The sequence below is a fragment of the Paenibacillus sp. Y5S-9 genome, from assembly GCF_036894235.1.
Classification (GTDB): domain Bacteria; phylum Bacillota; class Bacilli; order Paenibacillales; family Paenibacillaceae; genus Paenibacillus.
Map to the genome: position 1 here is coordinate 3484413 of NZ_CP145887.1, position 14717 is coordinate 3499129.

The 14717-nt window shown below is 43.9% G+C and carries 12 protein-coding genes; 10 read left to right on the forward strand and 2 right to left on the reverse strand.

Going from position 1 to position 14717, the window contains the following annotated elements; translation table 11 throughout:
- The first annotated feature begins 327 nt into the window (after nt 1-327).
- Both codB and V6669_RS15455 read left to right on the forward strand, forming a co-directional pair.
- Nucleotides 328-1605 carry a cytosine permease gene (codB, locus tag V6669_RS15450; RefSeq protein ID WP_338586753.1) on the forward strand — a complete coding sequence of 426 codons (1278 nt, stop codon included), beginning with the start codon at nt 328-330 and terminating at the stop codon, nt 1603-1605.
- Nucleotides 1574-2842, forward strand: coding sequence for a cytosine deaminase (locus V6669_RS15455; protein WP_338586754.1), 1269 nt, complete (start codon nt 1574-1576; stop codon nt 2840-2842). Before codB ends, V6669_RS15455 begins: the two co-directional genes overlap by 32 nt.
- Nucleotides 2843-2929: 87 nt before the next feature.
- Here V6669_RS15455 and V6669_RS15460 read toward each other — a convergent pair whose 3' ends face one another.
- Complete coding sequence (locus V6669_RS15460) at nt 2930-4054, reverse strand: GerAB/ArcD/ProY family transporter (RefSeq protein ID WP_338586755.1); 1125 nt, start codon at nt 4052-4054, stop codon at nt 2930-2932.
- Between the two features lie 296 nt (nt 4055-4350).
- On the opposite strand from V6669_RS15460, the gene V6669_RS15465 reads away from it, so the two are divergent.
- From V6669_RS15465 to V6669_RS15475, 3 genes are all read left to right on the forward strand, one after another.
- Nucleotides 4351-8406 carry an S-layer homology domain-containing protein gene (locus V6669_RS15465; protein WP_338586756.1) on the forward strand — a complete coding sequence of 1352 codons (4056 nt, stop codon included), beginning with the start codon at nt 4351-4353 and terminating at the stop codon, nt 8404-8406.
- A gap of 227 nt (nt 8407-8633) precedes the next feature.
- Nucleotides 8634-9596, forward strand: a complete 963-nt coding sequence (locus tag V6669_RS15470) for a WYL domain-containing protein (RefSeq protein WP_338586757.1) — start codon at nt 8634-8636, stop codon at nt 9594-9596.
- Nucleotides 9597-9681: 85 nt separating this feature from the next.
- Nucleotides 9682-10212 (forward strand): VOC family protein, encoded by a 531-nt coding sequence (locus V6669_RS15475; protein WP_338586758.1) that lies wholly within the window; start codon nt 9682-9684, stop codon nt 10210-10212.
- A gap of 50 nt (nt 10213-10262) precedes the next feature.
- On the opposite strand, the gene V6669_RS15480 is transcribed toward V6669_RS15475, so the two are convergent.
- Nucleotides 10263-10613, reverse strand: coding sequence for a helix-turn-helix domain-containing protein (locus V6669_RS15480; RefSeq protein WP_338586759.1), 351 nt, complete (start codon nt 10611-10613; stop codon nt 10263-10265).
- Between the two features lie 132 nt (nt 10614-10745).
- Here V6669_RS15480 and V6669_RS15485 point away from each other — a divergent pair, with 132 nt between their 5' ends.
- The 5 genes from V6669_RS15485 to V6669_RS15505 are packed head-to-tail and all read left to right on the forward strand — an operon-like array spanning nt 10746 to nt 14705.
- Nucleotides 10746-11402, forward strand: coding sequence for an ABC transporter permease (locus tag V6669_RS15485; RefSeq protein WP_338586760.1), 657 nt, complete (start codon nt 10746-10748; stop codon nt 11400-11402).
- Nucleotides 11403-11411: 9 nt separating this feature from the next.
- Nucleotides 11412-12326: a glycine betaine ABC transporter substrate-binding protein gene (locus tag V6669_RS15490; RefSeq protein ID WP_338586761.1), complete on the forward strand. Its 915-nt coding sequence runs from the start codon at nt 11412-11414 to the stop codon at nt 12324-12326.
- A complete protein-coding gene (locus V6669_RS15495) occupies nt 12295-13110 on the forward strand; it encodes an ABC transporter ATP-binding protein (RefSeq protein ID WP_338586762.1) in 816 nt (271 codons plus the stop codon). The genes V6669_RS15490 and V6669_RS15495 overlap by 32 nt, the downstream gene beginning before the upstream one ends.
- A complete protein-coding gene (locus V6669_RS15500) occupies nt 13107-13733 on the forward strand; it encodes an ABC transporter permease (protein ID WP_338586763.1) in 627 nt (208 codons plus the stop codon). The genes V6669_RS15495 and V6669_RS15500 overlap by 4 nt, the downstream gene beginning before the upstream one ends.
- Nucleotides 13734-13739: 6 nt before the next feature.
- A complete protein-coding gene (locus V6669_RS15505) occupies nt 13740-14705 on the forward strand; it encodes a zinc-binding alcohol dehydrogenase family protein (protein WP_338586764.1) in 966 nt (321 codons plus the stop codon).
- Nucleotides 14706-14717: the final 12 nt, after the last annotated feature.

A 14717-nucleotide genomic window follows, 5' to 3' on the forward strand; every position in this document is an offset into this window, starting at 1 on the left:
TCATTAGAGTAGTCGTGATCAAAAACAGCTTGCTATAAAAGGAATTAATAACCCTTGGATAATAATGACATTGACAACTTCAGGTTTTTCCAAAATAATAGTATGTAATTGAATACTGGTACCTTTAATTCAGTCCAGAGAGGCTGGCAAGGGCAGCGGATTTCATAATCACGCGAGAATCAAGGGCATATTCCGTAATGGAATGCTCTGTGTCTTCGCGCGGGTTATGATGCAAAAAGAGGCTACTTGTCAGTGTATAACTTGACGAGTAGCCTCTTTTTTCTGCTTTTTTTGGTATCAGATACACTTTATGTTGGGGGTATTCTGATGAGCAAACAAGATCAAGAGTTTTCATGGCAAGCTGTGCCGAAAGCGCAAAGAAACCACTTTTGGAAGACGTTATCCGTCATGCTTGGTTTCACATTTTTCTCAGCAAGCATGTTGGCAGGAGGGACACTAGGCGTCAGCTTGACGTTCATGGAGTTCATTGGCATCGTGCTTGCAGGCAATCTGGTGCTCGGTATCTATACAGGGGCACTGGCACATATCGCTGCCAAAACGGGGCTGTCCACACATTTGCTCGCTAAATATGCATTCGGTGCAAAAGGGTCGTATCTGCCTTCGTTCCTGCTAGGTTTTACACAGGTCGGATGGTTCGGAGTCGGCGTAGCCATGTTTGCGATTCCAGTCGCCAAAGCTATGGATTGGAACGTATACCTGTTGATCATCGTGTTTGGACTTGCCATGACGGCATCAGCCATCTTTGGTATGAAGTCACTCGTCATTCTTGGTTATATCGCAGTTCCTGCAATTGCTATTCTCGGTGGTTACTCCATGTTTGAAGGTGCAGGTTCGCTGGGAGGTCTGCAAGGGTTGCTTGAATATACACCAACACAGTCACTTACCGCGGCGGCCGCATTGACGATCTGTATTGGATCATTCATCAGTGGCGGAACACTGACACCCGATTTTGCCCGGTTTTCCCGGACATCCAAACAAGCGGTTACCGCAACAGTCATTGCTTTCTTCCTGGGTAACTCACTCATGTTTCTGTTCGGTGCAGTTGGTGCCATGGCCTATAACCTGGCCGATATCTCGGAGGTCATGTTCCTGCAAGGGTTGATCATCCCGGCAATCATCGTTCTGGGCCTGAATATCTGGACAACCAACGATAATGCACTGTACGCTTCGGGTCTTGGTTTTGCCAACATCACCAAAATTTCGAAGAAATTCTTCGTCATCGTAAACGGCATCGTCGGTACCGTATTCGCCATGTGGATGTACAACAACTTCGTCAGTTTCCTGAACGTACTGGGTGCGGCGGTGCCATCCATCGGGGCTATTATTATCGCAGATTACTTCATTGTAAAACGTAGAAACTATAAGCCATTTGCCGACATGTCTTTCAAAAACGTAAACTGGGTAGCGATGGTCGCATGGGCCATCGGCGTGGCATTCGCCCAACTGGCTCCTGGCGTAACACCATTGAACGCACTGCTTGGTACAGCAGTGGCCTATATCGTCTTGATGCTGATTGTTCCTGCGAAAGAATCCAAAGAAATGGGGAAAATAAATGATTATACAGAACGCAAAATTGCGGGGTAAAGAAGGACTATGGAATATTGTTGTGAAAAACGGGAAGTTTGAACGAATCACACAATCGCTGGAAGTGACCGACAATGAGGAAGTCCTGGATGTCAACGGATCGCTTGTGCTGCCACCGTTCATTGAGCCGCATATTCATCTCGATACAACGCTAACCGCAGGCGAGCCGGAATGGAATCTAAGCGGAACGCTGTTCGAGGGCATCCAACGCTGGTCAGAGCGCAAGGCTTTCTTGACACATGAAGATGTCAAAACACGTTCCAAAACGGCACTGAAGTGGCAATTGGCACAGGGTATCCAACATGTACGGACTCATGTGGACGTTACTGATCCAAGCTTGATCGCCGTTAAAGCAATGCTTGAAGTGAAAGAAGAAATGGCTCCATATATGGACATCCAGCTTGTTGCTTTTCCACAGGAAGGCATTCACTCTTATCCAAACGGGGCAGAATTGCTGGAAGAGTCGCTGAAAATGGGCGTTGACGTGGTCGGCGGCATTCCACACTTCGAATTCACACGGGAATACGGCGTTGATTCAATGAAAGTTGCGTTTGATCTGGCCGAAAAATACGATCGTCTCATCGATATCCATTGCGATGAAATCGATGACGAGCAATCCCGTTTCGTAGAAGTTGTTGCCAAGGAAGCTTACGAACGTGGACTGGGTTCACGAACAACGGCAAGCCACACGACAGCAATGGGGTCATACAATGACGCTTATACGTACAAGTTGTTCCGTTTGCTGAAGATGGCCGATTTGAACTTTGTCTCCAATCCGCTGGTCAACATTCACCTGCAAGGACGCTTCGATACGTATCCAAAAAGAAGAGGACTGACGCGTGTCAAAGAGTTGCAGGAAGCAGGTCTGAATGTATGCTTCGGTCACGATGACATCTTCGATCCATGGTATCCGCTCGGCACAGGCAACATGCTGCAAGTGCTGCATATGGGTATTCATGCATCGCAGTTGCTTGGTTATGACCAGATCGTGAATTCGATCGACCTTATTACCAAAAACAGCGCAAGAACGTTACACATCGAGGATGTATACGGTATTGAAGAAGGCAAACCTGCCAACTTCATCGTACTTGAAGCAGAGAACGAATATGAGGCTGTTCGCAAACAAGCCGGCGTACTTTATTCCTTCAGAGGCGGCCGTAAAATCGCGGAATCGAAGCCGCGAGACACATCCATCATTTTTGAAGGCGGAACAGAAAAGGTTACTTTTAATAAATAATGTAGAAAATATACTCCCATTAAAAGTCGCTATTTTAGCGGCTTTTTTGCTTTTTTTTACTGTCTACATACAATAAGAACCAAACATTCAGCTTGCCTTAAGGGCTCCACTAGTAGCTTGCTTCCCGCCTTTTTTACGAACAAAGCTAAGAATCAGTAGTAGCAGTGGTAACAAACCAAATAAAAAAATGGACATATTGCCGAGAAAATCACCCAAAGCTAACGTTTCCTCCAGGTTTTTAGGCAAGTAAGCTATCAAATATAGCACTGGTAACATCGCAAATTGTATTCTGGTAATTTTTTTGAGACGAAACAAATCTCGAATACCAATGGATGCAAAATAGTGTTTAAAAGCATAGGTTGCAAAGATCTGCATCAGCCAAAACACAATGAACAGCGATTCATAACGCTCAAAAAGAAACCCCTCAATTTCAAAACTTCGAACCATATCGAATGTTGGCCACATCCGCGTCTCAACACCCGACAAAGATAAATTTCCCACAACTGTGACAATCGTGACCATGTATATAATTGTGCAAATAAGTATGCTGAAAATGGCAGTTTTATTACTCGCCTTCACATCTTTCATGTAAGCTGTGACGATGAGCAAAACTTCATATCCGGAGTAGGAGAGACATGATGGCTTGAGTCCCCTAAATACAGGCATAATCCCCTCACCCAGAATGGGTCTGAGATTAGTGATATCAAACATTTTAGTACTCAAAAGGAAAACAAGCCCGAGCAACACCAGCGTAACGGGCAGAACGATTGAAAAGACACGAATGATGACCTTAAGACCACCTGTTAGCATGTAAATACCAATCCACAAACTGACCATAATGGTAACCCAACTAGGGGTACGCTCAAGAATGTACATACTTGTAATTTCAGCCATGACTCTGACTTCGAATGAACATAGAACAACAAAATATACGATAATTAAAAGTCCAATTAGATAAGAAATCCATTTTCCTGTGATTTCAGGAATAAATTCGAACACCGTTTTACCGGGAAATCTACGACATAAAGTGACAAGAAGCAGGCTGACTATGGTTACGATCAAACCAGCCAGGATGACGGAGATCCATACATCGGGTGTTTCTACCGCCTTGCTAATCGTACGAGGAAGCGTTAGTATTCCTGCACCAAGAATGGAGTTAATAACCACAATAATAACTTCAGAGGTACTGATTGTTGATGCGGATTTCGTCACAGGCTTCACTCCAAACCGGAGAATTTGTTTGTAGTGTTACCCAAGGAAGTTATTTTATGTAATCATTCATTTCGATGAGTTAAGATTATTACTCTTTAAAAACATATTCTAGTTCTGAACGAGTCAATGGAGTATGTCTCTCCAATTGTAACAGCTAGAACTTATATGAATTATATTATATGTAATTTTTTACATAAGTTTTACATTCAAGTAATGGACCCTTGATCTCCTCTTGTTATGCTAGTTCTGTTTGGAATTACATAAGCCAATCTATCAAACAGACAAGGGAGAGAATTATGATCAGTCACTTCTACAAAAAGATGTTACCTATCCTGTTATCGCTTTCTTTGATATTCGGATGGTTCGCGGGTATTGGGGGAGTCAATTCAGCTCAAGCCGCTTCGTTATCTGAGCCTGACATTCTGTTAGAACGCAACGCCAATTGGAGATACTTCGATCAGGGTCAGAATCTGGAATCGCAATGGCGTACTTCATATGATGATTCATCATGGGAAATCGGCCCAGCCCCGTTTGGCTACAAGGACAACGGTAACGGTGTAAGCACTTCTTTTTTCGGGCCTCTCAAAACGGAAGTGAGTTATGGTGACGACAAAAAGTTAAAACACCGGACGACCTATTTAAGAACACACCTAACCATTAATAAGGATGAAATTAATGGTTATGGACAAATTCTCGGCACGTTCGGAATTGATGATGGGGCAGTTATCTATGTAAACGGTGTGGAAATACGTCGCTTTGGTATGCCTGAGAGCGAGATTCAGTATTCAACCAAAGCAACTTCAAGTCAAGATTTGCCTGTAATGTATGAGGACATTGATCTGACTGAGCCGTTGAAAACCTATCTGCACGATGGCAACAACGAAATTGCGGTTGAAGTTCATCAACAAAGCGACAGCAGCTCAGATTTGTATTTTGACATGGAGCTTAAAGCATTGGCGGAAGCGCCATCACTGGATATCAGTAAAGTAACCGTTACCTTCTATGGTGATGCTACCACGAGTAAAGGCTTCACTTGGTATACACCTCTTGCATCCACACAAAGCACTGTTCAAGTGTTGCCGAACCAGGGATCCGCTTCTGACTTCAGTCAAGCGCAAAGCTTCAACGGACGCTCATCCGTGGCTTCCAACTCTCCGGGAGAGATGGTGCATAAGGCGGAAGCAACAGATCTTATTCCAGATACCTCCTATTATTTTCGCGTTGGCGACCAAGATCTGGGCATATGGAGTGAGGTTGGCACATTCAAAACAGCTCCCACGAACGGAGCCTTTACGTTTATTGACCTGACGGATACCCAAGCTAAGGAAGAGGATGAGGCTATTCTATCTGGCTCTACACTTTCTAAAGCGTTAACCCAGGTTCCAGATGCTGCGTTTGTTGTTCATAATGGTGATGTTGTAGAAAATGGAACGTCAGAGCAGGAATGGAACTGGTTGCTTGGTCACTCCCAATCCAGTCTGATGAATACGACTATTGCACCATCCGCGGGCAATCATGAGAACAAGAATTATGCGTTCTACGAGCACTTTAACCTGAAGCAGCCAGACAATGCTGGAACAATAACAGGTACTTACTATTCTTATGATTACAGCAAAGCTCATTTTATCGTACTGAACTCCAACGAAAATTCCTCGGAGTACGCCAACTTCTCCAACGAGCAAGTGGCATGGATGAAGCAGGATGTGGAAGAGGCAAAAGCTGCCGGAGCAGAGTGGATCATCGTGAACATCCATAAAGGGCCGTATACGACATCCAACCACGCCACAGACAGCGACATTATTGGTGCAAACGGTGTACGTAATAAAATTGCTCCGTTGATGAATGAACTGGGTATCGATTTGGTTCTTCAAGGACATGACCATATCTATGCTCGGACAAAGCCAATAAAAAGTGATGGCACAGCTGAAGATGTGTCCAAAATTACGGAGACTCTGAACGGACAGAGTATCGAATACGCAGTAAAACCAGATGGAACAATCTATATGATTCCAGCTACTGCAGGGGCAAAAGTATATTTTAAGAACCAAAAGCCAGAATTAGGTGAAGCGTATTTCAGCTTGTTCGAGCGTGCTGAAGAGAATCATGCAAGGCAGTATGGTGATACTACAAGCGCAGCCAGAGGCCAGGTTCAGAATTTTGTTTCATTCACAATCGATGGTGACAAACTTACTGCTGTAACGTATGAGGTTGACCAACATACCAATAACGGAGAGCCGTTCATTGTAGATCAATTCGGAATTCTCAAAGAAACGAATACGGTTCCTGTTCCAGAACAGATAAACAAAATAACGGTAACGTTCCATGGAGATCCGACCAAGAGCAAAGGGTTCACATGGTATACGTCAGATAAACTAGTACAAAGCGACCTTCAAGTCGTGGAGAAAACATCAGCAGCACCTGACTTCGCACAAGCCAAATTATTTGAAGGACGTTCTGCTCAGCCTGCCAATGCTCCAACCGAGCGGATGCACAAAGCAGAAGCGACAGATCTGAAAGCAAATACGACCTATTTCTTCCGTGTAGGCGATGCTACCAAGCAAGTATGGAGTGCAACAGGTACGTTCCGTACAGCACCAGTAAAAGGCAAATTCACTTTCATTGATCTGGCGGATACGCAAGCGAAAGAAGAAGATGAGGCTATTCTGTCTTCCGAGACGTTGGCCAAAGCGCTGACTACAGTACCGGATGCACAGTTCGTTGTGCATAACGGTGATATTGTTGATAAAGGTGTCAAAGAAGAACAATGGAACTGGCTGCTCGGACATTCACAGGAAAGCCTGTTGAATACAACCATTGTCCCATCCTCCGGGAATCATGAGGACGAAAACTATGCTTTTATTGATCATTTTAATGTACAGCCTCCGGTCAATTCGGCAACAGAAACAGGAGCTTATTATTCTTATGACTATAGCAATGCACATTTTGTTGTATTGAATTCCAATGAGGATTCAACGGAGTATGACAATTTTTCGTTAGAGCAAGTCAAGTGGCTGAAGGATGATGTTCAGGCCGCCAAGAAAAAGGGAGCAGAATGGGTCATCGTCAACATTCATAAAGGCCCTTTCACAACATCGAACCATGCAACAGACTCTGACATTATGGGAGTGAATGGAGTACGCTCCAAGATTGCTCCGATCATGGCGGAACTTGACATTGATTTTGTTCTTCAGGGGCATGACCATATCTATGCACGCACCAAACCGATTGACCAGAAGGGGAGCGCACGTCAACCAGAAATAGTCACGGAAATGCAAAATGGACAGAAGATGGAGTACTCTGTGAATCCCGATGGCACAATCTATCTGATTCCGGCAACAGCAGGTCCAAAAGTATATTACAAAAATCAAAGCACGAGTCTGGGAGAGGCCTACTACAGTCTTTTTGAGCGTGCAGAAGAAAATCATGCGGCACAATATGGCCCGGACCCAAGTGATAACCGCCGTCCCAAACGTAGTCAGGTCCAAAATTTTGTGGGAATTACGATAGATGGTAGCAAACTGACGGCGATTACGTATGAAATTGATCAGAATGTGAATGGGGCCACTCCGTTCATCATTGATCAGTTTGGTATTGTGAAGAAAACAGAGACTACGATTCCAGATCCGGGTACATCCAATCCGGGACCATCAAATCCCGGCTCAGGTAACGGGTCCAGCAGCGGGAATAACTCCTCAGGAAACGCTGGAGATACAGTAACCGAGAACCGTCCTGACAACAGTACTGGCAACGGAAGCAATCCCGGCAATGAGACAGGGGCAGGATCAAACAACAATAATAATAATAGTGAAAACACACCACCAATGAAAGATACGGCTGGGCACTGGGCGAAATCTGCCATTGATCGAGCGCTTGCAGCTGGATTCGTGAATGGTTATGGCGATGATACATTCCGTCCGAATCAGAAAGTCACACGTGCCGAATTCATCACAATGCTAGGTCGTGCATTAAATCTGAATAACGTAAGCAACAATGTTCAATATACGGATGAAAACAAAATTCCTGCTTGGTCCAAACCGTACATTGCAGCAGCTGCATCCCTGGGCATTGTCAATGGTTACGCCAATGGTTCTTTCGGGCCAGATAAAACACTAAACCGATCAGAGATGGTCACCATGATCGTACGTGCAGGAGGAATCCCTACTGATTCTAATGCAAAACTAAACTTTAAAGATGCCAAGGATGTTCCGGCATGGGCAGTTTCATATGTAGCTTCTGCTGTAGAGGCCGGACTGGTAGGCGGTGTAGGCGGCAATCGTTTTGCACCGATGCAGACAGCTACTCGGGCGGAGGCGATTACACTTATACTCGGGCTTTTGGATAAGGTAGAATAACTTAGAGGAAATAATACAAAAGAAACCGCAGAGAGAAAGATTTCCTGTGGTTTCTTTTGTATGCAATATAACTTGGTTTTCTCATTGAAACTGTACAATGTAACATCAAATTTTCCTTTAATCAATGGTATACTGATCCCATTGTCTTTAGTTATGCTTGCTTGATAATGTATAGTTAATTAATGATAGAGGATTTATTTAATAATATTTTTCAAAGGATGTAGGTTATGCCAAAGAACGATAATATGTTAGCCATTCTATGGATGCTGAATTCAGGCACCAAAGTAACTGCAAAACAAATGTCCGAAAAGTTAGAAATCAATATAAGAACCGTATATCGATGTATTGATGCATTATGTGCCAGTGGAGTACCGATCATTTCTGATACAGGTCACAACGGCGGGTATAGCTTGCTGAATCAGCATATCAAAGCACCTCTGTTATTTGATATTGAAGAAAAAAAGGCACTCCTCCAAGCTGCTGTGTTTGCAAAAGAAGCTGGATACCCTTTGAGTGAGGCATTGGACAATGCAACATCCAAATTGAAAATGTATACAAATCAGGAGCAGGAAAACAAACTTCGTCGTCATTTAGCCGGGTTTAACGTTATCAATCGCATGGGAGACCCATCCGTTCAGCCGATTTTGGCGGAATTGGAGCAAGCAGTGGCTAATAATTGCTCTGTTGAAATTGATTATCGCAGAAGCCGTGATGAACAACCCAAAAAAAGAGTAATAGACCCGTATGGAATGGTTTACTGGAATAATAAATGGTATACCATTGCGTTTTGCCACTTGAGAAATGAATTCCGCAGCTTTCGGGCAGATCGTATTCTGCGAATCAAGCTTACTCCGATTCGCTTTAAGCGTTCGGAATCTTTTTCAGCTCGTGAATTTTTTCTGCAAAATTTGTTACCTGATGTAGGGAGCAAAGAGGGGTTAATTTCCTTGGTTATCGAAGGCCGATCAGAGGCATTGGATGACTTGGGGCTGCATTGGTTTATGGGACATTATCTGGAAGAGCGGACTCCCAATCAAGCCATTTTTTTATTTGATGAAAAATCAATTGATACATACGTCCCCTATTTTCTCCTATCCTATGGGAAATCCATTCAAGTCATCGAACCACAGCGTGTGAAGGACAGACTTGTTGCTGTTGTATCCGAGTTAATGGAATATTATCAACTTTAACAACTTCACTGACAGTAGATGTCAGTGAAGTTGTTTTATAATGATGACAATCTCGGATTACTGAGAAGGAAGGCGGAGTATACATATGAGTGAACAGACAAAACACAAGGCAGTATCCGGAAAATATACAAAGAAGGGCACACCTAACGGCGTTACATCGATTACTCCATTTATAACAGTGAAGGACCCTTCTAAAGCAATCCATTTCTATAAAGTTGTTTTCAATGCAAGGGTGAAGGATATCACTGAGCATCCGGATGGAAAGGGTAACACAATGATCGTTCATGCCGAATTGGATTTTGGAAATGGTTTTTTACAGCTGGGGGCAGCGAACCCGGCATATCAATTGGCTTTGCCCCCAGATCAAGATCATGCATGTTATTCTTTAGGGATTTATGTCATTAATGTGGATGAAACCATTGCAACCGCTGTATCCAGAGGGGCGAAAGTAAGAGAAGAGATTATTAACTTTGCGTCTGGTGATCGATTCGGAAGTATACTAGACCCTTTTGGCGTACGGTGGTCTATTCTGACTCGGATTGAAGATCTATCGGAAGAAGAAAGTAGTCGAAGGGTTGCGGAGTGGGCCAAAAGCGATTTCTCCATGAACAGCTAATTTAGAGCGCATCCTAAACATGGGTGCGCTCTTTTTGTACTGTCCGTATCCTATTCAGCTGTATGGGTCGTAGTATCTTCATTGAGCTTCTTATAATCCATTCCCCATGTTTCCATCACACTAATGATGGGTCTCAGCGTATTACCTAAATCACTCAAGCTGTATTCTACTCTGGGCGGTACCTCCGCATAGACGGTACGAATGACGATACCGTCTCCTTCCATGGAACGCAAATTTTCGGTTAATACCTTTTGGCTGATCTCCGGAATACTTTTGCGAAGCTCACCGAACCGTTGGGTTCCTTTCAGAAGATCTCTCATGATAAGCAATTTCCACTTGTTACCTATTAAACCAACTGTTGTTGCTACAGGGCATTCGGGCAACTCTTTTTTGGTAAACATTTAAGCTAATCCTCCAATAGTTACTTTTTGGTTCCTATCTAATAAAAAGGTGCCTACTTTCAAAACGATTATAATGCTTATATTATAAAGCTGTCGAGGGAAAAGCAACTTAAATGAAAGGAGGGGACATATTTGCAAGAAAGCTTGTGGATGCAATTGGTAAACTATTTCTCGGATCATGGGCGTGCTTTCTTCGCTCTGGGACGAGAGCATATACAGGTCAGTTTACTGGCATTGCTTTGTTCTGCATGGATCGGAATAACGCTGGGATATCTGACCATCACATACAAACGTTCGGAAAAGTGGATTGTATCGCTCATTCAGATTTTGCGGATTGTACCTAGCCTGGCTGTGTTACTTCTATTAATTCCGTTGATGGGCACTGGCACGAAGCCAGCGTTGATTGCGTTAATCTTATTGGGGGTACCTCCTATACTGATGAATACCATTACGGGGTTGAATCATATTCCTCTATCCGTTCTTGAATCTGCTCAAGGGGCGGGCATGTCGAATCGTCAAATGATGTGGAAGATCAAGTTCCCTCTTGCTGCACCACTCATTGTGACAGGCATCAAAACAGCTGCCATTGAAATTATCGCCAGTGCCACCTTGGCGGCCAAGATCGGAGCTGGGGGATTCGGTGAGATCATTTTTACCGGTCTGGGACTCAATCGAATCGATTTGCTTCTAATTGGCGGGGGAGCTGTGGCGATTTTAGCCATCGTCATCGGAGTCTTGCTTGATATATCCGAACGAATTTTATTTCGATATCAATTTTTGCAAAGGTAGGAAAACGACATGAAAAATAAAAAGAAAAAAATCTATATCATAACTTCACTTATCATCGCATTATCACTCGTATTAAGTGCATGTGGTGAGCAAAAAAATCAGGCTTCGGAAAATAAAGAAACATCGATTCGAATCGGCACCAAAGATTTCACTGAAAATCTGATTGTGGGGGAACTTTACGCTTTGGCGTTGGAGGATGCTGGTTACCAAGTAGAGCGTGTACCTAACATTGCGGGTTCTGTGATCCATTCTTCCATTGTAAATCAAGAAATCGATATGTACCCCGAATACACAGGCACCGGTTTGTTAGCCATCCTGAAGCTGGACTTGTTGACAGATCCGGATGAAGTATATGCCACAGTGAAGGAAGAATATAAAAAACAATTTAACTTAACCTGGCTCGACTATTCCAAAGCTAATGATGGAGCAGGGCTCGTCATTCGTGCAGAAGCCTCGGAAAAATTGGGGATCAAGACGATTACTGATTTGCAAAAGCATGCAACCGAGCTTCGATTTGCCTCCCAAGGCGAAGTGGATCAGCGTGCAGATGGTATTCCGGCATTGGAAAAAGTATATGGCAAACTAAACTGGAAGTCCTCCAAAGTGTATGACAATAGTCTGAAATATGAAGTGCTTAAAAATAACGAGGCAGATGTTGCACCTGCATATACGACGGAAGGACAACTCGTAAATAAAGATCAGTACATCCTATTGGAAGATGACAAACAAGTATGGCCCCCTTACAACTTGGCTCCTGTCATCCGTGATGAAGTGCTGTCTGCACATCCAGATATCGCGGAAGTTCTCAACAAGATCAGTTCGGCACTGGACACAGACACGATCACAGCACTTAATGCCAAAGTGGATGTTGATCAAGAAGAATATGAAGACGTTGCAAAAGCCTTTTATGAATCCATCCAATAAACGTAATGGTAATATGGGGCCACCAGCCATCAAATTTCATCATGTGTGCAAAACCTATTCAAACTCCAATGAATACGCAGTGAATCATGTGAATTTGTCTATTGATGAAGGGGAGTTTATTACGATACTAGGCTCCTCTGGATCTGGAAAAACAACACTTTTGAAAATGGTAAACCGCTTGTATGAACCTTCTCAGGGAAACATTCAGCTGTTTGGAGAAGATATTGCGGTTATAGATCCCGTGATGTTAAGAAGAAAGATTGGTTACGTCATCCAGCAGGTTGGATTGTTCCCGCATATGACTATCGCGAAAAATATCGCTACCGTACCTCGTCTTTTGAAATGGGATAAAGAGAAAACTGAGCAGAGGGTCTCCGAACTACTGCATCTGGTGGGACTGGACCCTCGGACGTATGAACATCGCTATCCTTCCCAATTATCTGGAGGACAACAACAGCGAATTGGACTCGCCCGGGCTTTGGCGACCAATCCTGCGATCATGCTTCTGGACGAGCCTTTTGGAGCTTTGGACGCGATTACCCGTCTCCATTTACAGGATGAATTATTGAAAATTCATGGAGGGTCGAATAAAACATTCCTGTTCGTCACACATGACATTAATGAAGCGTTCAAGTTGGGGACCCGGGTCATTATCATGAATCAAGGAAAAGTGTGCCAGTTTGATACGCCAAAAGAAATCGTTAATCATCCTGCCGATGAATTCGTAGCGTCGCTTATTCAATCTTCAAGGGAGCAAGAGCGTTTCTGGGAGGACTTAAAATGATCGACTATGCCATCAAACATCCAGATAAGTGGGGAAAAGCCCTGTTAGAGCATATGGAGATCCTGGTCATTACCATGGTGATCTCCATTATTATTGCCGTGATTCTTACCATCGTAGTACTGACTTCGGACTGGGTGTCACGCGTTTTCATTTATGTTTTTTCCATTCTGTATTCCATCCCCAGCTTGGCTTTGTTCACCATTATGATTCCTGTGACGGGGTTGGGTACAACGACGGCAATTATCGTGCTGATTCTATATAATCAATACATTCTTCTGCGCCATTTTATCGCCGGTTTGAATCATGTGGACGAACCTATCATTGAGGCAGCCACCGGGCTGGGCATGAGTCGTTTGCAAATATTGATTCAGATTCGGGCACCCTTGGCAATTCAAACCCTTTTTACAGGACTGCGTCTTGCCTCCGTATCTACGATTGGTATGGCGACTATTGCTGCATTTATCAACGCAGGCGGGTTAGGGACGATCTTATATGATGGTTTACGCACCATGAATATCGATAAAATTCTATGGGGAAGCATCCTGTCCGCAGGACTTGCTCTAGCGACAAATACATTATTCATTCAGTTGGAAAAACGAATCTATATCGGAGCGGGGAGATAAATTGTGATGAAGGCAGTTGTACTGGAAGGTGCCTGTGCACCTGAAGAACTAAACGTACGGGAGGTACCTATTCCCGAAGTTAAACCAGGCTGGGTGTTAATCAAAATCAGAGCATTTGGTATTAACCGCTCAGAAATGTATACAAGGCAGGGGCACTCACCCTCCGTACAATTTCCGCGGATCATTGGTATTGAGTGCGTGGGGGAGATCGAGGACGCATCGGATAGCACATTCCAAAAAGGACAGCATGTTGCTTCTCTGATGGGAGGGTTGGGGCGAGAATTTGATGGAAGCTATGCGGAGTATGCTTTGATTCCTTCAGAGCAGGTGTATCTCATTCCTGAAGGAATGGAGTGGACTACGCTCGCTGCCATTCCGGAAATGTATTACACGGCATATGCATCGTTATTTGAAAGTCTTCAATTAACTACGGGAGAAGTACTTCTCATTCGTGGCGGGACCAGTTCCGTTGGCCTGGCTGCCCTCCAGCTTGCCAAAAGCGTAGGAGCCACCGTCATATCGACCACTCGTGACAGCGGAAAGCTGGCTTATCTTCAACAGGCGGGTGCGGACTTCGCAATACTGGATGATGAACATTTTACAAATAAAGTAGTTGAAATTGCTCCAAATGGCGTAGACAAGGTGCTGGAATTGATCGGAACGCTTACCTTGAAGGAGTCTTTGCAATTGGTTTCGGAGAGAGGCATCTTATGCATGTCAGGCATCTTGGGCAATGAATGGACCCTTAATTCGTTTGAACCATTAATTGATATACCGACAGGTGTTTTGTTTACGGCTTTTACAAGTGAAGTTATTAAAGAAACGGTGTTAGTCAATCTGTTTAACCACATCAAGGATCATGCGCTTGTCCCGCCCATTGCTAAAGTGTTCAAGCTCGAAGAAATAGCAGCGGCTCATCTGTTCATGGAGAGTAATACAGCGAATGGTAAAATCGTAATCACGAATGAATGAGGAGGAGAAAGT

Excerpts from the sequence above, each read along its gene's own strand:
- codB (WP_338586753.1), top strand. The coding sequence starts at position 328 with ATGAGCAAACAAGATCAAGAGTTTTCATGGCAAGCTGTGCCGAAAGCG.
- V6669_RS15470 (WP_338586757.1), top strand. The coding sequence starts at position 8,634 with ATGCCAAAGAACGATAATATGTTAGCCATTCTATGGATGCTGAATTCA.
- V6669_RS15465 (WP_338586756.1), top strand. The coding sequence starts at position 4,351 with ATGATCAGTCACTTCTACAAAAAGATGTTACCTATCCTGTTATCGCTT.
- V6669_RS15475 (WP_338586758.1), top strand. The coding sequence starts at position 9,682 with ATGAGTGAACAGACAAAACACAAGGCAGTATCCGGAAAATATACAAAG.
- V6669_RS15490 (WP_338586761.1), top strand. The coding sequence starts at position 11,412 with ATGAAAAATAAAAAGAAAAAAATCTATATCATAACTTCACTTATCATC.
- V6669_RS15455 (WP_338586754.1), top strand. The coding sequence starts at position 1,574 with ATGATTATACAGAACGCAAAATTGCGGGGTAAAGAAGGACTATGGAAT.
- V6669_RS15505 (WP_338586764.1), top strand. The coding sequence starts at position 13,740 with ATGAAGGCAGTTGTACTGGAAGGTGCCTGTGCACCTGAAGAACTAAAC.
- V6669_RS15480 (WP_338586759.1), bottom strand. The coding sequence starts at position 10,613 with ATGTTTACCAAAAAAGAGTTGCCCGAATGCCCTGTAGCAACAACAGTT.
- V6669_RS15500 (WP_338586763.1), top strand. The coding sequence starts at position 13,107 with ATGATCGACTATGCCATCAAACATCCAGATAAGTGGGGAAAAGCCCTG.